The following is a 25,604-nucleotide window of genomic DNA, read 5'->3' on the forward strand; positions in this document are numbered from 1 at the left end:
GCGGTCAGGCTCCCCAGGGGTCGGTGCGGTCGGTGGTGCGTGCGGTGGTGGACATCGTGGCCGAGGTGGGTCGGGCGCCGAGCAGGGTCGGTCGCGTGCCCGTGCTGCGGCGCGGCGGGGTCATGGACAGCGCCCCGTGGCGGGGAGGTCCGCCGGCCGCCTCGCGCGGCGGATCCATGTCGAGCGCACCCGTGCGAACGCCGACCATGGCGGACGGGGCCGGTGCCGGGAGCGCGAGCAGCGAGCCGCGCTCCGCCGCGCCGGCGCCGAGGGCCGGCTCGATCGCGAGCCGCGCGTCGAGCCGGGTCCGGCGTCGCGCGGCCAGCGCTGCGTCCAGCCGCGCCCGTGCTGTGGCGACGCACGCCGCCACCGCCCGTCGACGCCGGATCAGGAGCGCGAGCCCGACGGCGAGCGCGAGTGCCAGGACGGCCGCGGCGGCGACGCCCGCCGGCGTCAGGCTGCTCGTGCGGATCACGGTGATCCGGGCGCCGTCTGCGCCCGAGCCGCCCCGCGCCCCGTCGACCCAAGAGCCGAACGGGAGGTCCAGCGTCACGTCGGTGCCGTCGAGGACGCGGTGACCGGACGCGAGGGCGTCGAAGCCGGGGGCGATCGCGTACTCCGAGTGGTGGACGAGGAACCCGCCGTCCACCACCCGCGCTCCGACGGACGCTCCCGGGACCCACCTCGCATACCGGTCCGCGAAGTCCTCGACGCTCGCGCCCGTGATGGTCACGGTGTAGGTCGTGCTGTCCGGCCCCGCGTCGGAGGCGATCGTGCCGAGGTCCGGATCCGGCCGGTAGCGCTGCAGGAACCCGTCCCCGACGGCGTCGGCGCTGGAGGTCGGGACGACGATGGTGGTCGTGCCGATGACGTCCCCGCCGGAGCCGACGGAGAGGTGCGATGAGACCGACGAGATGGGCGGGCTGAGCACGAAGCTCACGGGGCCGGCGGTGGTCGACCCCACGTCCATCGACTCCGGGGAGTAGTCGGCGCCTGCGGTGAAGCGATCGGGCACCCCGCTGCGCCCGATGGCGTCGACTGCGCACACCGCCGCGCACGACGCCGTGTCGGTGAGCTGCAGGACCTCCTGCGAGGGGTCGTCCGCCCGCGGGGAGATGTCGACCGCGAAGGTCGTGGCGCCGCCGCCGAGCGCGGTCGTCGTGTCCGCCTGGATCGCCACCGCGGCGCCGGTGAAGGCCATCGTCCACGTGCCCGGCTCGGGTGCGGCGACCTCTCCTCCCGCAGGCATGGCGCCCCGGACGAACGCGTCGAGGCGCGCCTGGTCGGCCTGGTCCCTTCCCGGCTCGGCGCGGAACGTGATCGTCCGCGTGATTCGCCCCGGGTCGGATGCGTCCGTCGCCATCGAGACGCCGTCGAAGCCGTGGTTCTCCTCGTGCGAGTAGGAGAGCGGATCCCCGACGTCCGTGTGCCGCTCTCCCGCGAACACGACGGCCGCGCGCCCCTCTTCGCGCAGCGATCCGACGCCCTCGCTGCCGTCCACGATCAGGCCGGAGAACATCCACCCCAGCAGGTCGCTGCTCGTGAACGACTCCTGCAGGTCGATGCCCCGCACGAGCGCGGAGTCGGTGACCGCGAACCGGGGCGCAGACGAGCCCGTGCGCGAGGAGAGGAGCGCGGCGACCTCGCGCGAGTAGTCCGCGGGGGAGGAGAACGCGAGCGTGAGGGTCGCGGTGATGCCGCCGTCGGCGGTGCCGGTGATGCCCGAGTAGGCCAGCGGGGACGGCAGGTGCCGGCGGATGGACGCGTCGATGGCGGCCGAGCCGCCCGGGACCTTGGCGAGGTCCTGCTGGCTCAGCGTGACGGTCATCTGGCGGGAGCCGGATCCGCCGGCGTCCACGGTCATCGTGGTGTCGATCACCGCCCCGCAGGCGCTGAGGGCGAGGGCGATGGCGATGCCCAGCACGGCGGCGAGGCGTCGGCGCCCGCGCGCCCCCGGCGCGGCCCGGGTCGGTCGGCGCCTCGTCACGGGGTGCACGGGGCGGCTGACCTGATCATGCGCTGAAAGTAGCGGCAGCCGACGGCCGGTCACCGGGGTTCTCCACGGCGGGGATCGTCGACGCGGATCGGCCGAGCTCGAGAGGGCCACGACGGGCGAGCGCGCGAAGCGGATGGTGCCCCTGGAGGGACTCGAACCCCCAACCCTTTCCTTAGGACGGAACTGCTCTTCCATTGAGCTACAGAGGCTGACCGGCCCATGGTAGCGGAGGGGAGCCCGGCCGGCCGAGGCGCGACGGCGGCGGAGCGCGGGCCGGGACGGGGGCGGCGCGCCCCCGCAGATCCGGCCCCGCGCGGCCCCGCCTGCCGGTTTCCCCACCCGCCGCGTCGTACTGTTGCCGGGTGTGGCGTGCCAATGAACGATCCGACGACGACGACGACGACCTGCTCTCCGGGTTCGCCGCCGAGCCTCTTGAGGACCCCCACGTGAATGCTTCCCACAACAGCACCAGCCCCCACGACCTCCGGGTCGGCGACGTGCAGCTCGGGAGCGGCAACGTGGCCGAGCCCCGCTGGCGCGAGTGGCGCGAGCAGCTGGCCGGCATCGGCGGCACCTCTCCTCTCCTCCACTTCGTGGATGCGCCCGGCTCGCGCATCGAGCTGAGCACCACGCACCCGGGCGGCCTCGCGCAGTTCATCACGGGCAAGACGACGCTGCTGTCGTCCCTGATCCGCGACGAGCTCGCGCTCCGCAGTGCCCGCAAGGCTGCGAACCGCATCACCCAGAAGGGCATCGAGCTGGTCTCGGCCCGGGGCATCGAGTCGATCCACCTGGCCATCGGCCTCGCCGAGTGGCGCTTCGCCGACGAGCAGTTCCGCGCGCCGGTGCTCTTGCGCCCGCTCGCGATCCGCCGCCACGGCAGCGACTACGAGGTGCGCCTCAAGGGCCAGCCGTTCCTCAACCCGGCGCTCGCGCGCGCCCTCGAGGAGCAGTTCCAGATCACGCTCGACGCCGACTCGTTCGTCGCGCTCGCCGTGCAGAACGGCGCCTTCAAGCCGCAGCCCGTCATCGACCGCCTCCGCGGCCTCACCTCGCACCTTCCCGCGTTCGCCGTGCAGCCGCGGCTGGTCGTCTCGTCCTTCGCGGAGGTCGGCCAGGCGCTCGCCGAGGACGCCGCGCACCTCGAGCACCTGGTCATCGACGCCATCGCCGGCAACCCCACCGCGAAGTGGGGCGTGGGCGAGGCGTACGCGCCCGTGGACCCGATCCCGCAGGACCAGCGCCCGCCCGTCACCGACACCCTGCTGCTCGACGCGGATCCCGAGCAGGAGTACGTCATCGCCCAGATCAACGCGGGCAACTCGCTCGTGGTGACGACGCTCCCCGGCACCGGCGGCACGCAGACCATCGTCAACTCCATCGGCTGCCTGGTCGCGCAGCACAAGCGCGTGCTCGTCGTCAGCCCGCGCGCCTCCTCGCTGAAGGGGATCGCGCAGCGGCTCACCGACGTCGGACTGCCCGGCCTCGCGGTCGCGCCGAAGTCGCTCAAGCGCGATGTCGTGCAGTCCATCGTCCGCAACGAGAAGGCCGCGCCCGCGCAGACCGCCGAGGTCGACGACGCGCTCGTGCGCCTCCGCCACGTGCTGCTCGACTACCGCTTCGCGCTCGGGCGTCCCGACAGGGACCTCGGCGTCTCCGTGCTCGACGCGCTCGGCGAGCTGTCGCGCCTGGCCCTCCTGCCGGATCCGCCGGCCACCACCGCGCGCCTCACCCGCGAGGCGGTCGTCGCGATCGCGCACGACCGCGCCAGCGCCGCCGCCTCGCTCGTCAAGGCCGCGAGCCTCGGCGAGTTCCGCTACGGCCCGGGCGACTCGCCCTGGTACGGCGCCACCTTCTCCACGAGCGCCGCCGCGACGCACGCGCACGACCTGGCGAAGTCGCTCTCCGCCGACGGACTCCCGCGCCTCCTCGAGCGCGCCGACGAGCTCATCGGCCAGACGCGCATGCGCGCCTACACGTCCATCGACGAGCTCGGCGTCTACCTGCGCCTCCTCCTCGACGTGCGCGAGACGCTCGACAAGTTCCAGCCCGTCGTGTTCGACCGGTCGCTCAGCGAGATCATCGCGGCCACCGGATCCCGCCGCGACGCCCCCGAGATGACGAGCATCACGCGCCGTCGCCTCCGCAAGCTCGCGCGCGAGTACGTGCGCCCCGGCGTCCACATCTCCGACATGCACGCGAGCCTCACGGCCATCCAGAAGCAGCGGATCCTCTGGCAGCGCTACGTCGCGGTCGGCTCCACCCCCGAGGTCCCGCGCGGCATCTCCGACGTGCACGTGCGCTACCAGGAGGTCGCCGCCGACCTCCAGGTGCTCGACGAGCCGCTGAGCATGCTCACCCGTCCCACCCCGCTCGGCGAGCTCCCCATCGCCGAGCTGCGCGAGAAGGTCGCGCAGCTCGCCGAGGACAGCGAGGTGCTCCAGAACCTGCAGGAGCGCACCTCCCTGCTGGCGGAGCTCCGCCGCCTCGACCTCGATCCGCTGCTCCGCGACCTCTCCGACCGGCACGTGCCGCAGGAGGCCGTGGCCGCCGAGCTCGAGCTCGCCTGGTGGCAGTCCGTGCTCGAGCAGATGCTCGCGGGCGACAAGGCGCTCCTCAACGCGAACACGAGCGTGCTCGACCGCCTCGAGTCCGACTTCCGCCTCGTCGACGAGGCGCACGCCACCGCCAGCGCGGGCCTGCTCGCGTGGCAGCTCGCGGAGACGTGGAAGATCGGCGTGGTCGACTGGCCCGAGGAAGCGCACCACCTGCGCCAGCTGCTCGGCGGATCCGCCCCCGTCGACGCCGCGGCCCTCCACCACTCTGCGCCCCACCTCTCCCGCACCATCGCGCCGGTCTGGCTCGCGTCGCCCTACGAGGTGCCCGCGATCACCGACGAGATGCCGTTCGACGCCGTATTCCTCGTCGACGCCGGCGCCATGACGCTCGCGGAGGCCCTCGGCGGCATCCGGCGCGGCAAGCAGACCGTCGTGTTCGGGGATCCCGTCACGCAGACGCCGTCGCCGTTCACCATCGCGGTCGTCCCGCAGCCCGAGCGCTCCACGCCGCAGCTCGCGGACGACGACTCGACGCTCGAGGTGCGCCACGCCGACTCCGCGCTCGCCCGCCTCGGCGAGCTGCTGCCCACGCTCTCCCTCACGCGCAGCTACCGCGCGGGCGGCGAGGACCTGGCCGAGCTCGTCAACCGCCGCTTCTACGGCGGCCGGATCCAGTCCCTGCCGTGGGCGGGCACGTTCCTCGGCCACGGCAGCCTGTCGCTCGACTTCGTCGCCGACGGCCACGGCATGCCCGACGAGGACACCGGCGCCGTCGAGAGCGTCGACGCCGAGGTGATCCGCGTCGTGGAGCTCGTGCTCGACCATGCGAGCCACCGCCCGCGCGAGTCGCTCATGGTCATCACCGCGAGCGCCCGTCACGCCGTGCGCGTGCAGCAGGCCGTCCTCCACGCGGCCGCCAAGCGCAGCGACGTCACCGAGTTCTTCATCGGCGACCGCGCCGAGCCGTTCATGGTCGCGACGCTCGAGCAGTGCGTCGCGCAGAGCCGCGACCGCGTGATCTTCTCGGTCGGCTACGGCCGCACCCCGCACGGCCGCGTGCTGTCGAACTTCGGCGCCCTCGCGGCGCCCGGCGGGGAGCGCCTGCTCGCCGTCGCCATGACGCGCGCCCGCCGCTCGATGGTGGTCGTCTCCTGCTTCCAGCCCGCGGACATCGACCAGGACCGGATGAAGCACGGCATCGTCGCGCTCGCGCAGATTCTCTCGGAGGCGGAGGCCCGCTTCAAGGAGGACCCGATCCCGGACGACGGCGACGCCATGCTCGTCGACCTCGCCCGCCGCCTCGAGGGACTCGGCCTCGCGCCCGCCCTCGGGCACCGCGACAAGCTCGGCCTCGTCGCCTCCTACGGCGGCCGGGCCATCGCGATCGAGACGGATCCGGTCGTCAACCAGACGAGCCTCCGCGAGTCCCTGCGACTGCGCCCCGAGATGCTCAAGCGCCTCGGCTGGCACTACCTGCGCGTGCACTCCTTCGAGCTGTTCGCGGATCCGGACGCCGTCGCCCGCCGCATCGCCACCGCCCTCGGCGCGATCTCGGACGCGCACCCGGTGACCGCCCCGGTGCAGGTCCAGGCCGGCGCGCACCGGGCGGAGTGATGCCCGAGCGCGACGCGTCCGGAGCCGACTCGCCGGACGCCGCGGGGGAGCGCCGCCCCGTCCGCCGCTCGCGTCGCGCGTCGACGCCGCCCGTGCCCGGATCCGACCCCACGCCGCAGGCCGCCGCGCGCGCGCCCGCGGTGCCCGCCGCCGAGGACGCCCCGCAGGGCTGGGGCGACGCGCCCGCCGCCTCCGCCGCCAACGACGACCGCCTCCGGCTCGACCGCCCGCCCCACTGGGGCTGACGGGTCGACGTCGGAGGCGGTCGGGTCGTGCGGGCGCTCGGGTCGCGCTAGGTGTACCCGGCCATGACGTTGGTGACACTTCGGGGCGTGTGAGGAGGCCTCCTGGCTTGATGGAGCTGTCTAGTTCTGCCACTGCCAGGAGGCCTCGATGTCCCACGCTAATGCTCGTCTGACGGTTCACGGGAGGGTTCTCCTCGTGCGGCGGGTGGTCGAGGATCGTCGGCCGGTCTCGCATGTCGCGCGCGAACTCGGTGTGTCGCGTCAGTGCGCGCATCGGTGGGTGAATCGGTTCCGGTCCGAGGGTTTCGAAGGCTTGTCGGACCGGTCCTCGAGGCCGAGACGGGTGCCGACGAGGACGAGCCCGGAACGAGAACGAGCCGTCGTGGAAGCGAGGACCCGATTGCGATCAGGTCCTGCCCGGTTGGCGCCGGTGACCGGTGTTCCAGCCCGCACGATCTCCCGCGTCCTGCGGCGGCACGGGGCACCGCCGTTGGCATGGTTGGACCCCGTCACCGGGGCCGTGATCCGGGCATCCCGGTCGACGGCAAACCGGTACGAGCATGAGCATCCCGGCGACCTGATCCACGTCGACGTGAAGAAGCTCGGCCGGATCCCGGACGGCGGCGGCTGGCGGGCGCATGGCCGCAGCGAACAGGTTCGTGGTCGTGGGATCGGGTGCGATTACGTCCACGCCGTGGTCGATGACCACACCCGCCTCGCCTACGCGGAGATCCACCCGGACGAGAAGGGCGTGACCGCGGCAGGGTTCCTGACCCGGGCCGCGGCGTACTTCGCCGAGCACGGCATCACCCGCATCGAACGGGTCCTGACGGACAACGCGTTCGCCTACCGGCACTCGGCCGCGTTCCAGAACGCGGTCACGCAGCTCGGTGCGAGGCAGAAGTTCATCCGCCCGCACTGCCCCTGGCAGAACGGCAAGGTCGAACGCTTCAACCGCACCCTCGCGACCGAGTGGGCCTACCGGCAACCCTTCACCAGCAACCAAGCCAGAACCGACGCCCTTGATCCGTGGATCCAGCACTACAACACTGAACGAATCCACTCGAGCCACGGGCTGACGCCCGCGGCCCGAGTGTCACCAACGTGATGACTCAGTACATCTAGGCGGGCTTCCCCGGCTCGGCCACGTGCTGGCCGGTCGACGACGGCACCGTGTGCGCGCCCTCGGGCGACGGCCGCCCGGCGAGGAGGTCGCGGATCTCGATGAGCAGCTCCGCCTCGGTCGGCGGCACGTCCTTCGGCGTCGCCTCCTCCGCGGCCTTCTGCTTGGCGAACGCGACCTTCTTGAGGTGGTTCACCGGCAGCACGAGGGCGAAGTAGACGACCGCGGCGACGATGAGGAAGTTGATCAGCGCGGCCAGCACGGCCCCGAAGAGAAGTGTGGACGTGCCGCCGTTCGCCGTCGGTATCTCGACCTTGAACGCGTCGGCGAGCGTCGAAGCGTTGAAGAGCGCCGCGATCAGCGGATTGAAGACGGACGTGACGATGGCCGTCACGATCGCGGTGAACGCGGCGCCGATGACGACCGCGACCGCGAGGTCGATGACGTTGCCGCGGAGGATGAACTCCTTGAAGCCCTTCACGGGTGCTCCTGTCTGGCGGGCCGTCCGATCAGGTGGACGGCGAGGACGAGCCGGAGCCCGAGGACGCGGGACCGGAGGGGGTGCTGGGGGTCACGGTACCGGAGCCCTGGCCGACGGTGCCGGATCCGGACGCCCCGGAGGAGTCCGACGATCCCGAGGACGAGGAGTCCGATGATCCGGAGGACGAGGAGTCCGATGCCCCCGATCCGGACGGCTTCGACGCCCCCGACGACGTCGACCGCGACCGCTTAGCCGCGTCCTCGGTGCGCGAGTCGTTGCGGTAGAAGCCGCTGCCGGTGAAGCTCACGCCGACCGCGGCGAACAGCTTGCGGAGCTTGCCGCCGCACACGGGGCACTCGGTGAGGGAGTCGTCGGTGAACGCCTGGACGATGTCGAAGGCGTTGCCGCACACCGTGCAGCGGTAGGAGTACGTGGGCATGGGCCCCTAGAAGGAGTGGATGAGGGTCGGGGTCACGATGCCGTCGACCGGCATGTCGTGCTTCTCCCGCGGGAGCTCGTCGACGAACTCGGCGTCGAACACCACAGCGTAGACCGGGGGACAGGCCTCCATGGATCCGAGGGTCTTGTCGAAGTAGCCGCGCCCCCAGCCCATGCGCATCCCGCCCTGGTCGACCGCCGCGGCGGGCACGACGATGAGGTCGACGTCGTTGATGGCGATCGGCCCGAGCAGCTCGCCCACCGGCTCCGGCAGGCCGAACAGGCCCTCGGTCTCGGTGCCGTCGCTGACCACCCAGTCGAGCAGGCCGTCGTTGCGCGACACCGGCAGGAGCACCTGCCGGTCGTTCGCGTGCAGCCACTGGAGGAACGGGCGCGTGGTGGGCTCGTCGACCGTGGAGAGGTAGCAGGCCACCCGGTTCGCGTCGTGGCTCGCCACGAGCTCGGTCAGCCGGCTGGTCAGTCCGTGCGACGCCTCGTCGCGCTCCGTCGAGGTCATCTGCCGACGACGCTCCCGCAGCTGGGCGCGCAGCGCCCTCTTCTCGTTCCCGACATCGCTCGGCATGGTTCGAGTCTAGGTATGTTCGCCCGCTACGCTCGATCGCATGGTCACCCACATCACCAAGGCCGTCATCCCCGCCGCGGGACTCGGAACACGATTCCTGCCCGCGACGAAGGCGATGCCGAAGGAGATGCTGCCGGTCGTCGACCGCCCGGCCATCCAGTACGTGGTGGAGGAGGCCGTGGGCGCGGGACTGCACGACGTCCTCATGATCACGGGCCGCAACAAGACCGCCCTCGAGAACCACTTCGACCGCAACGCCGAGCTCGAGGCCACCCTCCAGCTCAAGGGCGACGACGCGAAGCTCCGCAAGGTCAACGAGTCCACCGACCTCGCCGACATGCACTACGTCCGCCAGGGCGACCCCAAGGGTCTCGGCCACGCGGTGCTCCGCGCCGAGATGCACGTGGGCCGCGAGCCCTTCGCCGTGCTCCTCGGCGACGACATCATCGACAAGCGCGATGTGCTCCTCTCCCGCATGATCGAGGTCCAGCTCCAGCACGGCTGCTCCGTCGTCGCGCTGCTCGAGGTGGATCCGTCGCAGACGCACCTCTACGGCGTCGCCACGGTCGAGGCCACCGACGACGACGACGTCGTGCGCATCACCGGCATGGTCGAGAAGCCCGCCGCCGGCACCGCGCCCTCCAACCTCGCGATCATCGGCCGCTACGTGCTGCGCCCCGAGGTCTTCGACGTGCTCCACAAGACGGAGCCCGGCAAGGGCGGCGAGATCCAGCTCACCGACGCGCTCGAGAAGATGGCCGCCGCGCCCGAGTGGACCGGCGGCGTGTACGGCGTCGTCTTCCGCGGCCGCCGGTACGACACGGGCGACCGGCTCGACTACCTCAAGGCCATCGTCCAACTCGGCGTCGACCACGAGGACCTCGGCGAGGGCCTGCGCGAGTGGCTGCCCGAGTTCGTCAAGACGCTCGAGCGCTGATCCGGATCCGCGGCGCGCTGCCGGGGCGCACCGGCGCCCGCGCTGAGGCCTAGGCTCATGGACGTGCCGCAGACCGTACCCACCATGCGGGACGGGCGCATCTCCGTCCGGCCCATCCGGCTCCGCGACTCGCGGGCCCTCGAGCGCTCGCTGCTCGACAACCGCTCCTGGCTCCGCAAGTGGGAGGCCACGAGCCCGTACGCGCCGATGGCGTTCGACACGCGCGCGAGCATCCGATCGCTGCAGGCCAACGCCCGCGCCGGCCTCGGCGTGCCGCTCGTCATCGACTACGACGACGAGTTCGCCGGCCAGCTCAACGTGTCGTCCATCGCCTACGGCTCGCTCTCGAGCGCGACCATCGGCTACTGGGTCGGCCAGGAGTTCGCCGGGCGGAACGTCACGCCCACGGCCGTCGCGCTCGCGACCGACTACTGCTTCACCACGCTCGGGCTGCACCGGATGGAGATCTGCATCCGCCCGGAGAACGCGCCCAGCCTCCGCGTCGTGCAGAAGCTCGGCTTCCGCTACGAGGGGCTGCGGCGCCGCTACATCCACATCAACGGCGACTGGCGCGACCACTTCTGCTTCGGCCTCGTCGTCGAGGAGCTGTCCACCAGCGTGCTCGCGCGCTGGAAGGAGGGCGGCGTGGATCCCGAGCGGTCGCGCGTCCCCGACGCGGACGTCGAGGCGGCCGCCGTGCCGCTGGCCGTGCAGCGCCGGATCTGACCTCCGCGCGTCCGCGGACCTGCGGATGCGCCGGTGTCGCCATGGACACGCGGCGCGCTTCCCGCGTCGTGCCCGCCGGACCTCCTAGCCTCGGGACATGCAATCCGGCGGCATCATCATCGCGCTCTCCGCGGTGCTCTGGCTCGCCTACCTGCTGCCCACGTGGCTGCACCGGCGCCAGTACATGGCGACCGAGCGCAACGCCGTGCGCCTCCAGCAGACCCTGCGGATCCTGGCCGAGACGGCCGAGGTCCCCGACGCGGTGCGCGCGGAGACCAACGCCCGCAGCGTCGTCGAGCAGCAGCGCGCCCTCCGCCGGGCCGCAGAAGAAGCCGAAGCCGCCGCGCGTGCGCGAGACGCCGCCGCCCAGCGCGCCCTACCGAAAGTGGCCCCCGTGTCCGCAACGTCGCCCTCCGCCGCCACGCGCCTCCGCCGCAGCCGGCTCGCCGCCACCGCGGTCCTCGCCCTCGCCCTCGTCGGCGTGATCGCCGGGATCGCCCAGGTCGCCGGTGCCGGCGCCTGGACGCTGCTCGTGATCTCCTCGCTCGCCACGTTCGCGTCGCTCGCGTCCCTGCAGCGCATGTCGCAGGTCGCCGCCGCCCGTCGTCTCCAGGCGCCCGAGGCCCGCCCGATGCCGCGCACCGGCTTCACCGACTTCCACGAGGCGGCCGCGCCGACCGCCGAGCCCGTCGCGGAGCGCGAGGAGGGCGAGTCCTGGACCCCCGTGCCCGTGCCGAAGCCGCTCTACCTCTCCCGCTCGCAGGCGCCCGGCCCGCGTCCCGGCGCCGGCAACGCGCCCCGCACGCCGCTCTCGCCCGTCGAGGAGATGCGCCGCGCCGCAGCCGAGTCCGAGGAGACGCTGCGTCGCGCGCACCTCGAGCCCGAGGTCGCGCGCCTCTCCGCCGAGGCGGCGGCGGCCGCCTCCGCCGCTCCTGCTGCGCCCGCCGCGCGCACCGCTCCCGTCAGCCGCTTCTCCCGCATGGGCATCGTCGACGACGCCGAGCCCGGCATGGGCGACCTCGACGAGGTGCTGCGGCGCCGCCGGGCTGTCGGCTGACCGGATCCACCGCCGCCTCGGCGGTTCGGCGGGCTCCGCGTGACGTGGTAGTCTCGTGGAGTTGTCAGGGCCTATGGCGCAGTTGGTAGCGCGCCTCGTTCGCATCGAGGAGGTCAGGAGTTCGAATCTCCTTAGGTCCACAAGAACCCCGCTCCGGCGGGGTTTTTGCTTGTCCCCTGCGGGCGGTAGGACACCCTCACGTCCTGTGAGGGATGGGAACGCGGCCCGCCACGCGGTCCTAGCCTTCGCGCATGAAGACACGAAGAGGCCTCACCTCCGCACTGCTCGGACTGCTCCTCCCGGTCGCCCTGGCGACGGCGGGAGCGTCGGCTGCCTCGGCCTCCGCAGCTGACCCGGGCTCCGCCTCGGCGCACCCCGCCGCGGCGTCGACCGCATCCACCGCGTCCGGATGGCTCCACACCGACGGCGGGAGGATCGTCGACTCCACCGGTTCCACGTACACGATCCGGGGTGCCGCCTGGTTCGGGCTCGAGTCGTCGGGCTGCGTGCTCCACGGGCTGGACAAGATCACCCTCGACAGCGGCATGAAGCACCTCCACGACATGGGCTTCACCACGGTGCGCCTCCCGTTCTCGAACGACTGCCTCCACGCCTCGAGCGTCGCCGACTGGGGCACCACCGCCAATCCGGATCTGAAGGGCATCTCCCCGCTGCAGCTCATGGACCGCGCCATCGTCTCCGCGAAGGCCAACGGCCTCAACGTGTTCCTCGACCAGCACCGCCCGACCACCAACGGGCAGTCGGAGCTCTGGTACTCGAACGACCTCTCCGAGTCCCAGTGGATCTCCGACTGGAAGATGCTCGCGGACCGCTACGAGGACGACCCCACGGTCATCGGCGTCGACCTGCACAACGAGCCGCACGGCCAGGCCTCCTGGGGCACGGGCGACATGGCCACCGACTGGCGGCTCGCAGCGGAGCGCGGCGGCGACGCGGTGCTGTCGGTCAACCCGAAGCTGCTCGTCATCGTCGAGGGCACCGAGAAGCAGCCCGACGGATCCGGAACGTGGTGGGGCGGGGCCCTCGGCGCCGCGGGCGACAAGCCCGTCGAGCTGAGCGTGCCGAACCGCGTCGTGTACTCCCCGCACGACTATCCGTCGAGCATCTACGCGCAGTCGTGGTTCAGCTCGCCCGACTACCCGAACAACCTCACGAGCGTGTGGGACACCCACTGGGGCTACCTCGCGAAGAAGAACATCGCCCCGGTGCTGCTCGGCGAGTTCGGCACGAAGCTCGAGACCACCAGCGACAAGCAGTGGCTGACGACCCTGGTGTCGTACCTCCAGACCACCGGCATCAGCTCCTCGTTCTGGGCGTTCAACCCCGACAGCGGGGACACCGGCGGGCTCGTGGAGTCGGACTGGGTCACGCCCGAGCAGGCGAAGCTCGACGCGATGGCGCCGATCCTCCACCCGGCGCAGTCGTCGGGTTCGGGTTCGGGTTCAGGTTCTGGTGCCGGCTCGGGTTCGGGTTCCGGCTCGGGTTCCGGGACGCAGCCCGCACCGCAGCCGCAGCCCGCGCCCTCCACGTCGGGCGCCGTGACGGCGACGTGGCAGCCCGGCGGATCCTGGTCGTCGGGCTACGTGGCCGACCTCGACGTCACCGCGAAGTCCGCGGTCGCCGGGTGGACCGTGTCGTGGGCGAGCCCGGGCACGACCTCCGTCGGGAACAGCTTGGGGATGCGCTGCACCGCCGCGTCCGGCACCGTCACGTGCACGGGCGCCGACTGGGCTGGTGCGCTGTCCGCGGGTCATACCGTCCACGTCGGCTTGCAGGCGGGAGGCGGGCCGGCTCCGGCCTCGCCGCAGCTCACTGTGACGAGCCGCTGACCGACCCGCATCCACGGCGCCGGTCGTCGGGCACCCGCCCGGCGGCCGGCGCCTCGCCGGTTAAGCTCGACCGGTGCCCCGCCCCGCGATCCCGCCCGTGACCATCGCGACCCCCGAGGTTCGTGCGCTGCGCGCCGACCTCGAGGCGGCGCCCTTCACCCTCGCGTCGGCGCTCGACGTGTGGGGCGACGCGGCCGGGCAGGCGCTGCACCGCGGGAACCGGATCCCCGCCCGTCGCGCCGTGGAGGCCGCCCGCACCGCCGACGGGCTCCCCGCGGCCGCCGTGCTCGCGGCGCTGTTCGTGCTCGGCGACCCGGTCGACGTCGCCGACCTGAGCGCTGCCCTGCCGTCGCTCGGCCTCGACGGCGCCCGGCGCCTCGGCCTCGTCGAGGTCGACGGCGACCTCGACGTGCACCCCGCAGTCGACCTCCGGCCCTATGGCTTCATCGACGCGCACGGCGTCGGCGAGTGGTGGATCGCGTCCGACCTCGGCGAGCGCGCCACCGGCGGCGCGCTCGACGAGGACCACGTACTCGGCGTCGGCGGAGCGTCCGCCACCCTCAGCGGCCTCATGATCTCCACGCCCGTCGCGAGCGCGCTCGACCTCGGGACCGGCTGCGGGATCCAGGCGCTGCACGCCTCGCGGCACGCCGACCGCGTCGTCGCGACCGACATCTCCGCGCGCGCCCTCGCGTTCGCGGCGCTCAACGCGGCCCTCAACGGGATCACGACCATCGAGCTGCGGCTCGGCAGCCTGTTCGAGCCGGTCGCGGGGGAGCGGTTCGACCACATCGTCTCGAACCCGCCCTTCGTGATCACCCCGCGCGCGGAGGGCGTGCCGGCCTACGAGTACCGGGACGCCGGCCTCGTCGGCGACGCCCTCGTGGAGGGCGTCGTCGCCGACCTCGCCGACCACCTGACGCCCGGCGGCGTCGCGCAGCTCCTCGGCAACTGGGAGCACCGCGCCGGGGAGCCCGGCCTCGAGCGCGTCGCGGGCTGGCTCGATCGGGCGGCCGCGCGCACCGGATCCGGCCTCGACGCGTGGATCGTCGAGCGCGAGGTGCAGGACGCGGCGCTGTACGCCGAGACGTGGATCCGCGACGGCGGCACCCGCGCCGGCACCCCCGAGTCGGAGGCCCTCATGGGCGCCTGGCTCGACGACTTCGCCGCGCGCGGGGTCGACGGGGTCGGCTTCGGGTACCTCACCCTCCGCCGCCCGGCCGTGGGGGCGCCGACGCTCCGCCGGATCGAGCGGCTGCACAGCGGCCTCGGCCACAACCCGACCGGCCTGGGCGACCACCTCCAGGCCTCCCTCGCGGCGCACGACGCCCTCGCCGGCGTCGACGACCGCGCGCTCGCCGGGCTCGCGCTCGTGCTGGCCGGCGACGTCACGGAGGAGCGGCACTACTGGCCGGGCGCCGAGGATCCCACGGTCATGACGCTCCGCCAGGGCGCCGGCTTCGGCCGCGAGGTGCCGCTCGACACGGGCCTCGCGGCGCTCGTCGGAGCGTGCGATGGGGAGCTCGCGGTGGGCGCCATCGTCGACGCGGTCGCGCAGCTCACCGCGGTAGACGCCGACGCCCTGCGCGCGGAGCTGCTGCCGCGGATCCGCGGGCTCGTCGCCGACGGCTTCCTCCTGCTCCCGGGCGCGACGACCGGTGACGCCCACGCCGACCGTCCAGGGCGCGACGCCTAGGATCGCCGGGTGACTCCCCGAATGGCCCGCCGCGCCGCCCGTCCCGAGATCGTCCGCGCCGTCGTGCTCGACGCCGCGCTCATCGTCGTCTTCGTCCTCATCGGCCGCGCGAGCCACGGCGAGGACCTCGCGCCGTCGGGCGTGCTCGGCACCGCCTGGCCGTTCCTCGCGGGCGGGCTCGTCGGCTGGATTGTGGCGCGGGCCTGGCGCAGCCCGTCGCGCGTCGTGCCCACCGGCCTCCTGGTCTGGGGCGTGACGCTGGTCGTCGGGATGGTGCTCCGGGCGCTCAGCGGCGAGGGCGTGGTGGTGCCGTTCGTCATCACGACGGCGATCATCCTGGGGCTGCTGATGCTCGGCTGGCGCGCCGTCTCGGCCGTCGTCGTCCGTCGGCGCGCGCGGGCCTGAGCCCGCCGGCGGCCCCGCGTCAGGCGGCGGGTGGAGCGGGGGCCCCCGCCTCCATCACGGCGATGAGCGCCTTCGCGTAGGCCTCCTCGGCCTCGAGGTCGCGGTGCTCGACATCCTCGCCGTCGATCACGACGAGCACCACGTGCGCGCCGTCCTCCGCGCCGCCGATCTCGCGCCGGAGCGACCGGAAGGCCCCGCCGAGCAGCGTCCGGAGCTGGTCCTCGCGCGGGAGCCACAGGCTGTCCTCGAGCGCGACGGAGTCGAGCGCCCACTCGGTCGTGCCGTTGAAGCCGAGGACGGTGCCGGTCGCGTGCTCGTGCGCCTCGATCGTGAGCTCGCTGATGGTGAAGACGTCGGACTCGAAGCCCTGGCCGCGGATCCGGAACCGGTCGCCGGGCTCGGGGCTCCACTCGAGGCCGAGCTCCAGGAGGGTCGTGGCGTGCGCGGTGGAGATCATCCGTGCAGTATGCCGGGCGCTCCCGGGCGCCGCCTCCGCGGGCGGGGGAATGCGGGTGCATTAGATTCGGGGCACCGCCCGCGGCAGACGCCGCCGCCGGTCGGACACGGGGAGGACCATGCGCGCGACAGTGAAGGACCTCGCCGCGCGCGCCGGGGTCTCTCCGAAGACCGTGTCGAACGTGATCACCGGCCGCGTCGCCGTGAGCCCCGCGACCCGCGAGCGCGTCGAGCGGGCGGTCGCCGACCTCGACTACGTGCCGAACCTCTCCGCGCGCGGCCTCCGCAACGGGCGCACGGGCGTGATCGCGGTCGCCCTGCCCGACCTCGGCACCGCGTACTCCGCGGAGCTCGCGCACCACCTGGTGGAGGTCGCGCACGAGGCCGGCTACAGCATCCAGATGGAGGAGACGGGCTCCCGGCCCGACCGCGAGCGCGACCTCATGTCGCGCGCGCGCGAGCACCTGGTCGACGGCGTGATCCTCAACCCCGTCCTCCTCTCGCGGAGCGCCATCGCGCGCGCCGAGTCGCTGCCGCCCGTCGTGGTGATCGGCGAGGTCGAGCAGGAGATCGTCGACCGTGTGCTCGTCGACAGCGTCCAGGCGGCGTACGACATGACGTGCTTCCTCCTCGGCACGGGCGCCCGGCGCATCGCCGCGGTCGGCACGGCCACCCGCGAGGAGTCCGCGGCGGGCGATCTCCGCCGCATCGGCTACCGGCGCGCGATGGAGGAGGCGGGCGAGGCGCCCGTCGAGATCGACCGGACGGGCTGGAACAGCGCGTCAGGCGCCGAGGCCGTCGACGCCTGGCTGGCCGATGGCAACCCCCTCCCGGACGCGCTGTTCTGCTTCACCGACGGCCTCGCGTTCGGCGCCCTGCGCGCGCTCGCCGACCACGGCATCCGCGTGCCCGAGGACATCCAGGTCGCGGGCTTCGACGACGTCGACCAGTCGCGCTTCTCGATCCCCACCCTCACCACCGTGCACTTCGACATCCGCGCGTACGCGGAGGCCGCCGTCGGCCAGCTCGTGCGCCGGATCGAGGAGCGCGACGGCCCGCCCGTTCAGCTCGTCATCCCGCACCGCATCGTCGTCCGCGGTAGCACGCGCCCCTCCGCCTGACACGGACTGCCGCTCCGCGAACGCCGGGCGGATCGCCGGGCGGAAACGTTGCGCTCCGCATTACAACGATGTAATGATCACTGCATCACGAAGGAGTGGTCAATGGATCCTGTTGCAGGAAAGGCCGGGGGACGTCCCTCGGCATGGTCGAGGCGTCAGATCCTCATGGGCGGAGCGGCAGCCCTGGGCGGCGCGTTCCTGGTCGGTGGCCTCTCCGGCTGCGCGCCCCAGGTGGCGTCGGCCGGCGGCATCGTCGACCTGAAGTACTGGCACCTGCTGTCCGGCGGCGACGGCATCCGCATGACGGAGATGGTGAAGGAGGCGAACGACTCCGGCGGCGGCTTCGACGTCACCGCCACCGTCCTCGCCTGGGGCCAGCCGTACTACACGAAGCTCGCCATGGCATCGGTCGGCGGGCGGGCGCCCGACGTCGCCGTCATGCATGCGGCGCGCGTGCCCGGCTTCGCGCCGGGCGGGCTGCTCGACCCGTGGGACACCGACAGGCTCGCCGAGCTCGGCGTCACCCAGGCCGACTTCGAGCCGCGCGTGTGGGACAAGGGCGTCGTCGACGGGCAGCTGTACTCCATCGCCCTCGACAGCCACCCGTTCATCCTCATGTACAACACGGACATCGCGGCCCAGGCGGGCGTGCTGGGCGGCGACGGCCAGCTCGAGGAGATCACGTCGCCGGACCGGTTCCTCGAGGTCATGCGGGCGATGCAGGCCGTCACCGGCGAGCACGCCCTGAGCTACGGGTACCTCGGCGACGGCGCCCAGATGTGGCGAATGTTCTACACGTTCTACAAGCAGATGGGCGGCGACATGGAGCTGCCCACGGGCGGCCAGGTCGTCTACGACCGCGAAAAGGCCGTCGCGTCTCTCGAGTACATCCAGACCCTGCTCGACGGCACCATCGCCACCCCGAGCGGCGACGCCGGCACCGCGATCGCCGAGTTCGCGGGCGCCAAGAGCGGCGCCATCGTCACGGGCGTGTGGGAGCTCCCCACCTTCCAGAAGGCGGAGGTGCCCTTCGACGCGATGCCCATCCCGAACCTCTTCGGCACGCCGGCGACCTTCGCCGACTCCCATGCGTTCGTCCTGCCCCACCAGAGCTCGCCGGATCCGGTCAAGCGCGAGAGGACCTACCTCTTCGTCGCCGACCTCCTGAAGAACTCGCTCCAATGGGCGGGCGCCGGGCACATCCCGGCGTACAAGCCGATCATCGACAGCCCCGAGTACGCGGAGCTCCTGCCGCAGGCCCACTACGCGAACGCGGCGCAGCAGATCGAGTACGACCCGGTGGCGTACTTCACCGGATCCGGCTCCGACTTCCAGACGTACTTCGCCGAGAACGTGCAGAACGTGTTCCTCGGGCGGCAGGAGGCGGGCAAGGGCATCGACGCCTTCATCCGGCAGATCGACGCGCTGCTCGCCAAGCCCAACCCCCTGTAGCGCGCGACCGCGCGGCGCCGCGCCCCTCTTCCCAGCGAAACGACGAAGGAGTCCACTCGTGATGACAGCAGCACCACCCACCCCGGTCGCCCCCGCGGCCGGGTCCCCGTCCCCGCGGCCCGCCGCGGGCAGCCCGAAGGCGAAGGCCAAGGAGCAGACCCAGGGGATGCTCTTCATCGCCCCGTTCCTCATCACCTTCCTGCTCTTCCTCGTCTGGCCCGTGCTCTACGGCTTCTACCAGAGCCTCACCGGGCAGAGCCTCACGGGCGCGAACAGCGAGCTCATCGGCTTCGCGAACTACTTCGAGGCCTTCGGCGACTCCCAGATGTGGCGCTCGCTCGGCAACACCGTGGTGTTCACGATCGCGAGCACCATCCCGCTCCTCGTCGTCGGCCTCGTGCTCGCGCTCCTCGTGAACCTCGGGCTCCCCGGCCAGTGGCTCTGGCGGCTGGCGTTCTTCCTGCCGTTCTTGCTCGCGTCCACGGTCGTGTCGCTGTTCTGGCTCTGGATGTACAACCCGCAGCTCGGCGTCGTCAACGCGCTCGCCGGCGCGTTCGGCCTCCCGCAGCCCGCGTGGCTGCAGGACCCGAACCTCGCCATGACGAGCGTCGTCGTGACCACCGTGTGGTGGACGGTCGGGTTCAACTTCCTCATCTACCTGGCGGCGCTGCAGAACATCCCCGACCAGCAGTACGAGGCGGCCGCGCTCGACGGCGCGGGGAAGTGGCGGCAGCTGTTCTCCATCACGATCCCGCAGCTCGCCCCGACGACCGCGCTCCTCGCGATCCTGCAGGTGCTCGCGTCGCTCAAGGTCTTCGACCAGATCTACCAGATGACCGCGGGCGGCCCGGGCGGATCGACCCGGCCCATCGTCCAGTACGTCTTCGAGACCGGGTTCACCGGCTTCCGCTTCGGCTACTCGGCCGCCATCTCCTACATCTTCTTCGCCCTGATCGTCGTGATCTCGGTCATCCAGTTCACCGCGACACGGAGGAAGTCATGACCACCGCCACCCGTCCCGCCTTCTCCTCCGGCACGCTCGCCCGGAGGCCCGCGACCAGCGCCGCCGCCCGCGAGGGCCGCACGGGCACGCCGCGGTTCGCCCCGTCGCGGATCGCCGCGCTCCTGATCCTCATCGTCCTCGCCGCCGCGTGGCTGCTGCCGTTCCTCTGGGCGGGGCTCACGTCGTTCAAGTCGGAGACCGACGCCGCGGCGTTCCCGGTCACCGTCTTCCCGGCGGGCGGGTTCACGCTCGACGCGTACGCCTCCGTGCTCAACGGCGGCACGATCCCGCTGTGGACCTGGAACAGCCTGCTCACGAGCACCGTGATCACGGTCGTCGCGGTCGTGTTCTCGGCGCTCGCCGGCTACGCGCTCAGCCGCATCGACTTCCGCGGCCGCAAGGTGCTGATGGGCGCGATCGTGGCGTCGATCATCATCCCGCCGCAGATCCTGATCGTCCCGCTCTTCTACCAGATGCTGTCGTTCAACCTGGTGGACACCCTCTGGGCGGTGATCCTGCCGCAGATCGTGCAGCCCGCCATGGTGTTCATCCTGAAGGCGTTCTTCGACCAGATCCCGATCGAGCTCGAGGACGCCGCGCGCGTCGACGGCGCGGGGCGCGTGCGCGTGTTCCTGCAGATCGTGATGCCGCTGTCGCGCCCGATCCTCTCGGCGGTCGCGATCTTCGTCTTCATCGGCGCGTGGAACAACTTCCTCTGGCCGTTCATCGCCACGAACGACGCCACGCTCATGACCCTGCCGGTCGGCCTGCAGACGGTGAAGAACGCGTACGGGATCCAGTACGCGCAGAACATGGCCTCGGCCGTGCTCGCCGCGCTGCCGCTGATCCTGGTGTTCCTCTTCTTCCAGCGCCAGATCATCAAGGGCATATCGACCACAGGGTTCGGCGGACAGTGATGCCGCGCGACGACACCCCGACCCGCACCACCCATCCCGCCCGGGACGCACGCGCCCGGGCCCCGCGCCCAGGAGGACGCCCATGACCCGCGCCCGCGTCACCATCGACCGCGACTTCACCATCGGCGACGTGCCCCGCCGGCTCTTCGGCTCCTTCGTCGAGCACATGGGCCGGTGCGTCTACAGCGGCATCTACGAGCCGGGCCACCCGACCGCGACGCCCGAGGGCTACCGGCAGGACGTGCTCGACCTCACCAAGGAGCTCGGCGCCACCGTCGTCCGCTACCCGGGCGGCAACTTCGTCTCCGGCTACGACTGGGAGGACGGCGTCGGCCCCGTCGAGGACCGGCCCCGCCGCCTCGACGGTGCCTGGCACACCGTGGAGACGAACGCGTTCGGCCTGCACGAGTTCGTGGGCTGGTCCAAGGCCGCGGGCGTCGAGGTGATGGAGGCCGTCAACCTCGGCACGCGCGGCGTCGACGCGGCGCGCTCGCTCGTGGAGTACGCGAACCACCCCGGCGGATCCAAGTACTCCGACATGCGCCGGAGGAACGGCGCCGAGGAGCCCTTCGACATCCGGCTCTGGTGCCTCGGCAACGAGATGGACGGGCCGTGGCAGATCGGCCACAAGACGGCCGACGAGTACGGCCGCCTCGCGCAGGAGGCGGGCAAGGCCATGCGGCTGGTGGATCCGCGCATCGAGCTCGTCGCGTGCGGCAGCTCGAACTCGGGCATGCCGACGTTCGGCCAGTGGGAGCAGACCGTGCTCGGCCACACCTACGACGTCGTCGACTACGTCTCGCTGCACGCCTACTACTACGAGCACGAGGGAGACGTGCGGAGCTTCCTCGCGAGCGCCGTCGACATGGACTTCTTCATCGAATCGGTGGTCGCGACCGCGGACGCGACCGGCGCGCGCCTCAAGAACCGGAAGCGGATCGACCTCTCGTTCGACGAGTGGAACGTCTGGTACCAGCGCGGGCTCGACGGCGAGGACCAGCCCCACCGCATCGAGGAGGCGGGCTGGCGCGAGCATCCGCGGGTCATCGAGGACGAGTACAGCGTCACCGACGCGGTGGTGGTGGGCACGCTGCTCAACTCGCTGCTGCGGCACGGCGACCGGGTGAAGATCGCGAACCAGGCGCAGCTCGTGAACGTGATCGCGCCGATCCGCAGCGAGGAGGGCGGGCCCGCCTGGCGCCAGTCCATCTTCTGGCCGTTCGCGCGCATGGCGCAGCTCGCGACGGGACGGATCCTCCAGGTCGAGGTCGACAGCGACCGCTACGACAACGACCGCTTCGGCACGGCCGACGTGGTCGACGTGAGCGCGACCTGGGACGACGAGGCCGGCACCGTCTCGCTGTTCCTCGCCAACCGCGGTCTCGAGGAGGACGCGTCCACCGAGGTCGCGCTCCGCGGTCTCGACGCCGGCCGGATCCTCCGGGCCGAGGTCCTGCGGGTGCCCGAGGGCGGCGACCGGCACTCGAGCAACACGCTGGAGTCGGGCGAGCAGGTCGGCCTCGTGCCGCTCGAGGGCGTGCACGCCGAGGGCGGGCGTCTCACGCTCACGCTGCCGGCGTTGTCCTGGGCGGTCGTGGTGCTGGACGTGACCCGCAGCTGACGCGCGCATGACGGCGACGGCCCGCCCTGCGCGATGCAGGGCGGGCCGTCGCCGTGGGGAGGAGCCGATCAGCTCACGGGGCCCTCGGTGAGGGTCACGGCGCCGGTCTTCGCGGCGCCGGCCGCGGTGGTCCAGCCGAGGGTCACCGACTCGCCGGGCTTGTGCGCGGAGATCGCGGCGCTGAGCTCGGAGGCCGACGCGACGGCCTTGCCGTCGACCGAGGTGACGACGTCGCCCTGGGCGAGGCCCGCCTTCGCGGCGCCGGATCCGTCGACGACGCCCTGGACGGGCGCTCCCGCCACGGTGCCCGCGCCGTTCGCGAGCAGCACGCCGAGGAACGCGGGGTAGCCGATCTTCACGGTGCCCGACTCGACCCCGCTCTCGATCTGCTTCGCGATGCCCATGGCCTTGTCGATCGGGATGGCGAACCCGGCGATCTGCTCCGAGCCGGACGAGGCGGCCGTGTCGATGCCGACGACCTCGTTCTCCGCGTCCACGAGCGGCCCGCCGGAGTCGCCGGAGACGATCGGCGCGTCCGTCTGGATCAGGTCGGTGAGCGTCTCGCCCGCCGCCGTGCCCTCGGACTGCGTGGTGATGGTCTGGCCGAGCGCGGTGACCTGTCCGGTCGCCGCGGTGAGCGTGCCCGTGCCGCCCGCGTTGCCGACGCCCGTGACGGCCTCGCCGACCTGGGCGCCGTCCGTGTCGAGCTTCGCCGGGGTGAGCCCCGACGCGCCCTCGAGCTTCACGACCGCGACGTCGTTCGTGGCGTCGGTGCCGACGACCTTCCCCACGTACGCCTTGCCGGTCGACTCGACCGTGACGCGGATGCTGGTGGCGCCGCTGACGACGTGGTTGTTGGTGAGGATCGTGCCGTCGGACGACAGGATGATGCCCGTGCCCGCCCCGGCCGCGTTCTCGTAGGTGAGCGCGGAGTCGATCGTGACGACGCCGGCCTTCTGCGCGGTCGTCGCCTCGGGCGAGGTGACCGACGTGCCGCGCCCGGTGCCGGACTGCGTGCCCGATCCCGAGCCGGAGCCGCTGCCGGATCCCTGCCCGGGCAGCGTGGTCGTGCCGCGGCCGAAGCCCTGGCCCGGCGTGAAGGAGCCCGGGTCCTGGACCTGCGAGCTCCCGGCCTGCGAGCTCGAGCGGCCGAGGTCGGCCATGAAGCCCACCGCGGTGCCGCTGCCGAAGGAGAGGAGGAGCGCGAGGGCGGACGCCCCGGCGATGAGGCCCGTGCGGAGGCCGCGGCGCATGCGCTTCGGCGGGACGGGGTTCCCCGCCGCGTCGACGGCGAGCGGGCGTCCGAAGGCGTCGGTCGCGGGGGCGGGCCACGGCGATCCGGCGGGGTGGCTGCCGGCGGGCATCGCGGTGGCGTAGGCGGCGGTGGGCTGCGGCGACGTGGGCTGCTGCGCGGTCGGCTGCTGCGAAGCGGGGGCGCCGGCGCCGACCGCGGGGCCCGCGGTGGCGTGCGCGGCGGCGGGGGCGGTCCAGCCGGCGGGTGCGGCGGGTGCGGAGGGCGCGACCGGGGTGGCCGGCGCGGCCGGACCGGCGGTCGCGGGACCGGCGGGCGCCGGCCAGCCGGGCTGCCCGGTCGCGGTCGAGCCGTCGGCCGGGACCGGAGCGGCGGGTGCGGCGGGCGCGGTCGCGGCGTCGGCGGAGCGGGTGGCGTCGATGGGGGCCTCGTCCGGACGTCCGGTCGGCTCCTGGGGTGTCTCGTTCATGACGGGTCCTTCGTGTCTCGGGTGGCCCGATGGGGGCCATGGCAAGATCACACCCGGCGACCCTATGAGCACCCCATGACGAGCACGAGCGTCCGCCATGCGTCCTGGGCCCGCCCGGGCGTACCCTGAGCGGCATGACGCGGAGGTCGGATGACGATGGCGAGCCCGCCGGCCTGGATCCGCGGTTCGACCCGGCGTTCCAGCGTGCCGCGGCACCGGGGTCGCCCCCGGAGGCGACCGAGCGCCCCGCCCTCGCCGGCTGGCTCGCCCCGACGCTCTGGATCCTCGCCGTCGCCTTCCCCGCCGCGGGCCTGGGCCTCCGTGCGCTCGCCGCCCGCATCGCGACCTCCATGCCGTACTCCAGCTTCGGCGACCCGCTGGGGGAGCGCTGGCTCCTCGACCTCGTGCCCCTGCTCGTGACCCTCGCACCGGGCATCGTCGCGGGCGGCCCGATGGCCGTGATCGAGGCGCTCGCCGTGCGCGCCCTCCGCCGCCGGCCCGCCCGGGCCGCGGCCGACGACCGCGAGGCGGACGTCCACCGCGCGTAGGCTCGACGCATGGAGCAGAGAAGCCTCGGCAGGACCCATCGGAACGTCTCAGTCATCGGACTCGGGACCTGGCAGCTCGGCGGGGACTGGGGTGACGTGGCCGAGGACGACGCGCTCGCCGTGCTGGACGCGGCGGCCGACGCGGGCATCACCTTCTTCGACACGGCCGACGTCTACGGCGACGGCCGCAGCGAGACGATCATCGGATCCTGGCTGCGCGCGCACCCGGACGCGGGCGTCACGGTCGCGACCAAGATGGGCCGCCGCGACGCGCAGGACCCCGCGAACTTCACCCTCGACCGCTTCCGCGAGTGGACCGACCGCTCGCGCCGGAACCTCGGCGTCGACACGCTCGACCTCGTCCAGCTGCACTGCCCGCCCACGCCCGTGTTCTCGAGCGACCGCGTGTACGACGCCCTCGACGAGCTCGTCGCCGACGGCGCGATCGCGTCCTACGGCGTCAGCGTCGAGACGACCGACGAGGCCCTCCTCGCCATCGCGCGGCCCGGCGTCGCGAGCGTGCAGATCATCCTCAACGCGTTCCGCCTCAAGCCGCTCGACCGCGTGCTGCCGGCCGCCGTCGAGGCGGGCGTCGGGATCATCGCCCGCGTGCCGCTCGCATCCGGCCTCCTCAGCGGCCGCTACACCGCCGAAACGACCTTCGCCGAGACCGACCACCGGAACTTCAACCGCGGGGGCGCCGCGTTCGACGTGGGGGAGACCTTCTCGGGCGTCGACTACGACGACGGCGTCACCGCGGCCCGCGAGTTCGCGGCAGCTGCACACGAGGCCGCGCCCGACCTGACGCCCGCGCAGGTGGCGCTCGCGTGGATCGTGCAGCGCGAGGGCGTCTCCACGGTGATCCCCGGAGCCCGCAACGCGGAGCAGGCCCAGGCGAACGCGCGCGCCGGCGACGCCCCCGCGCTCGGCGAGGTCTTCGAGCGCCAGGTCGCGGACGTCTACGACCGGTACTTCCGCGCTGCGGTGCATCCGCGCTGGTAGTCCCAGACGCACGACGGCCCGGTCAGCTTCGCGCTGACCGGGCCGTCGTCCGTG

General features: G+C 72.8%; 22 protein-coding genes and 2 tRNA genes. 17 read left to right on the forward strand and 7 right to left on the reverse strand.

What is annotated here, in order from left to right; translation table 11 throughout:
• Window positions 1-4 precede the first annotated feature (4 nt).
• Window positions 5-1,987 carry a hypothetical protein gene (locus tag B5P21_RS04135; RefSeq protein ID WP_133064163.1) on the reverse strand — a complete coding sequence of 661 codons (1,983 nt, stop codon included), beginning with the start codon at window positions 1,985-1,987 and terminating at the stop codon, window positions 5-7.
• Window positions 1,988-2,130: 143 nt separating this feature from the next.
• A tRNA-Arg gene (locus tag B5P21_RS04140) sits at window positions 2,131-2,205 on the reverse strand.
• A gap of 153 nt (window positions 2,206-2,358) precedes the next feature.
• On the opposite strand from B5P21_RS04140, the gene B5P21_RS04145 reads away from it, so the two are divergent.
• The 3 genes from B5P21_RS04145 to B5P21_RS04155 all read left to right on the forward strand — a co-directional run bounded on the left by B5P21_RS04145 (window position 2,359) and on the right by B5P21_RS04155 (window position 7,521).
• On the forward strand, window positions 2,359-6,168 hold the full coding sequence (locus tag B5P21_RS04145) for a DUF4011 domain-containing protein (RefSeq protein WP_378108696.1): 3,810 nt from the start codon (window positions 2,359-2,361) through the stop codon (window positions 6,166-6,168).
• A complete protein-coding gene (locus B5P21_RS04150; RefSeq protein ID WP_094170802.1) occupies window positions 6,168-6,413 on the forward strand; it encodes a hypothetical protein in 246 nt (81 codons plus the stop codon). The genes B5P21_RS04145 and B5P21_RS04150 overlap by 1 nt, the downstream gene beginning before the upstream one ends.
• Window positions 6,414-6,561: 148 nt before the next feature.
• A complete protein-coding gene (locus B5P21_RS04155) occupies window positions 6,562-7,521 on the forward strand; it encodes an IS481-like element IS1122 family transposase (protein ID WP_094170803.1) in 960 nt (319 codons plus the stop codon).
• 13 nt (window positions 7,522-7,534) lie between these two features.
• On the opposite strand, the gene mscL is transcribed toward B5P21_RS04155, so the two are convergent.
• The 3 genes from mscL to B5P21_RS04170 are packed head-to-tail and all read right to left on the reverse strand — an operon-like array spanning window position 7,535 to window position 9,038.
• A complete protein-coding gene (gene mscL, locus B5P21_RS04160; protein ID WP_094170804.1) occupies window positions 7,535-8,017 on the reverse strand; it encodes a large conductance mechanosensitive channel protein MscL in 483 nt (160 codons plus the stop codon).
• A gap of 28 nt (window positions 8,018-8,045) precedes the next feature.
• On the reverse strand, window positions 8,046-8,456 hold the full coding sequence (locus B5P21_RS04165) for an FmdB family zinc ribbon protein (protein WP_045529071.1): 411 nt from the start codon (window positions 8,454-8,456) through the stop codon (window positions 8,046-8,048).
• A gap of 6 nt (window positions 8,457-8,462) precedes the next feature.
• Complete coding sequence (locus tag B5P21_RS04170) at window positions 8,463-9,038, reverse strand: 5-formyltetrahydrofolate cyclo-ligase (protein WP_045529070.1); 576 nt, start codon at window positions 9,036-9,038, stop codon at window positions 8,463-8,465.
• 40 nt (window positions 9,039-9,078) lie between these two features.
• On the opposite strand from B5P21_RS04170, the gene galU reads away from it, so the two are divergent.
• From galU to B5P21_RS04205, 7 genes are all read left to right on the forward strand, one after another.
• Window positions 9,079-9,975 carry a UTP--glucose-1-phosphate uridylyltransferase GalU gene (gene galU, locus B5P21_RS04175; RefSeq protein WP_094170805.1) on the forward strand — a complete coding sequence of 299 codons (897 nt, stop codon included), beginning with the start codon at window positions 9,079-9,081 and terminating at the stop codon, window positions 9,973-9,975.
• A 57-nt stretch (window positions 9,976-10,032) separates the two neighbouring features.
• Complete coding sequence (locus tag B5P21_RS04180) at window positions 10,033-10,701, forward strand: GNAT family N-acetyltransferase (RefSeq protein WP_094170806.1); 669 nt, start codon at window positions 10,033-10,035, stop codon at window positions 10,699-10,701.
• A gap of 97 nt (window positions 10,702-10,798) precedes the next feature.
• Entirely contained in the window at window positions 10,799-11,758 is a 960-nt protein-coding gene (locus tag B5P21_RS04185) for a hypothetical protein (protein ID WP_045529060.1), read from the forward strand.
• A 67-nt stretch (window positions 11,759-11,825) separates the two neighbouring features.
• Window positions 11,826-11,898, forward strand: a tRNA-Ala gene (locus B5P21_RS04190).
• 111 nt (window positions 11,899-12,009) lie between these two features.
• Window positions 12,010-13,608, forward strand: coding sequence for a cellulase family glycosylhydrolase (locus tag B5P21_RS04195; RefSeq protein ID WP_094170807.1), 1,599 nt, complete (start codon window positions 12,010-12,012; stop codon window positions 13,606-13,608).
• Window positions 13,609-13,681: 73 nt separating this feature from the next.
• Window positions 13,682-15,304, forward strand: a complete 1,623-nt coding sequence (locus B5P21_RS04200; protein ID WP_094170808.1) for a DUF7059 domain-containing protein — start codon at window positions 13,682-13,684, stop codon at window positions 15,302-15,304.
• Window positions 15,305-15,313: 9 nt separating this feature from the next.
• Window positions 15,314-15,709 (forward strand): DUF3054 domain-containing protein, encoded by a 396-nt coding sequence (locus tag B5P21_RS04205; protein WP_345703635.1) that lies wholly within the window; start codon window positions 15,314-15,316, stop codon window positions 15,707-15,709.
• 19 nt (window positions 15,710-15,728) lie between these two features.
• Here B5P21_RS04205 and B5P21_RS04210 read toward each other — a convergent pair whose 3' ends face one another.
• Window positions 15,729-16,166 carry a hypothetical protein gene (locus B5P21_RS04210; RefSeq protein ID WP_045529053.1) on the reverse strand — a complete coding sequence of 146 codons (438 nt, stop codon included), beginning with the start codon at window positions 16,164-16,166 and terminating at the stop codon, window positions 15,729-15,731.
• A 118-nt stretch (window positions 16,167-16,284) separates the two neighbouring features.
• Between B5P21_RS04210 and B5P21_RS04215 the strand changes: the two genes are divergently transcribed.
• The 5 genes from B5P21_RS04215 (at window position 16,285) to arfA (ending at window position 22,279) form a co-directional block, all read left to right on the forward strand.
• Entirely contained in the window at window positions 16,285-17,286 is a 1,002-nt protein-coding gene (locus B5P21_RS04215) for a LacI family DNA-binding transcriptional regulator (protein ID WP_094170810.1), read from the forward strand.
• A 102-nt stretch (window positions 17,287-17,388) separates the two neighbouring features.
• On the forward strand, window positions 17,389-18,738 hold the full coding sequence (locus B5P21_RS04220; protein ID WP_094170811.1) for an extracellular solute-binding protein: 1,350 nt from the start codon (window positions 17,389-17,391) through the stop codon (window positions 18,736-18,738).
• 58 nt (window positions 18,739-18,796) lie between these two features.
• Window positions 18,797-19,741 carry a carbohydrate ABC transporter permease gene (locus B5P21_RS04225; RefSeq protein WP_080939328.1) on the forward strand — a complete coding sequence of 315 codons (945 nt, stop codon included), beginning with the start codon at window positions 18,797-18,799 and terminating at the stop codon, window positions 19,739-19,741.
• Window positions 19,738-20,658 (forward strand): carbohydrate ABC transporter permease, encoded by a 921-nt coding sequence (locus B5P21_RS04230; RefSeq protein WP_094170812.1) that lies wholly within the window; start codon window positions 19,738-19,740, stop codon window positions 20,656-20,658. Before B5P21_RS04225 ends, B5P21_RS04230 begins: the two co-directional genes overlap by 4 nt.
• Window positions 20,659-20,740: 82 nt before the next feature.
• Window positions 20,741-22,279, forward strand: coding sequence for an arabinosylfuranosidase ArfA (gene arfA / locus B5P21_RS04235; RefSeq protein ID WP_045529044.1), 1,539 nt, complete (start codon window positions 20,741-20,743; stop codon window positions 22,277-22,279).
• 68 nt (window positions 22,280-22,347) lie between these two features.
• Here arfA and B5P21_RS04240 read toward each other — a convergent pair whose 3' ends face one another.
• Window positions 22,348-24,000: a S1C family serine protease gene (locus tag B5P21_RS04240; RefSeq protein WP_236688691.1), complete on the reverse strand. Its 1,653-nt coding sequence runs from the start codon at window positions 23,998-24,000 to the stop codon at window positions 22,348-22,350.
• 134 nt (window positions 24,001-24,134) lie between these two features.
• On the opposite strand from B5P21_RS04240, the gene B5P21_RS04245 reads away from it, so the two are divergent.
• Window positions 24,135-24,548 (forward strand): hypothetical protein, encoded by a 414-nt coding sequence (locus B5P21_RS04245; RefSeq protein ID WP_246865245.1) that lies wholly within the window; start codon window positions 24,135-24,137, stop codon window positions 24,546-24,548.
• Window positions 24,549-24,557: 9 nt separating this feature from the next.
• Window positions 24,558-25,550, forward strand: coding sequence for an aldo/keto reductase (locus B5P21_RS04250; RefSeq protein WP_045529043.1), 993 nt, complete (start codon window positions 24,558-24,560; stop codon window positions 25,548-25,550).
• The last annotated feature ends 54 nt before the right edge of the window (window positions 25,551-25,604 follow it).

Source organism: Clavibacter michiganensis subsp. insidiosus, assembly GCF_002240565.1.
GTDB lineage: Bacteria > Actinomycetota > Actinomycetes > Actinomycetales > Microbacteriaceae > Clavibacter > Clavibacter insidiosus.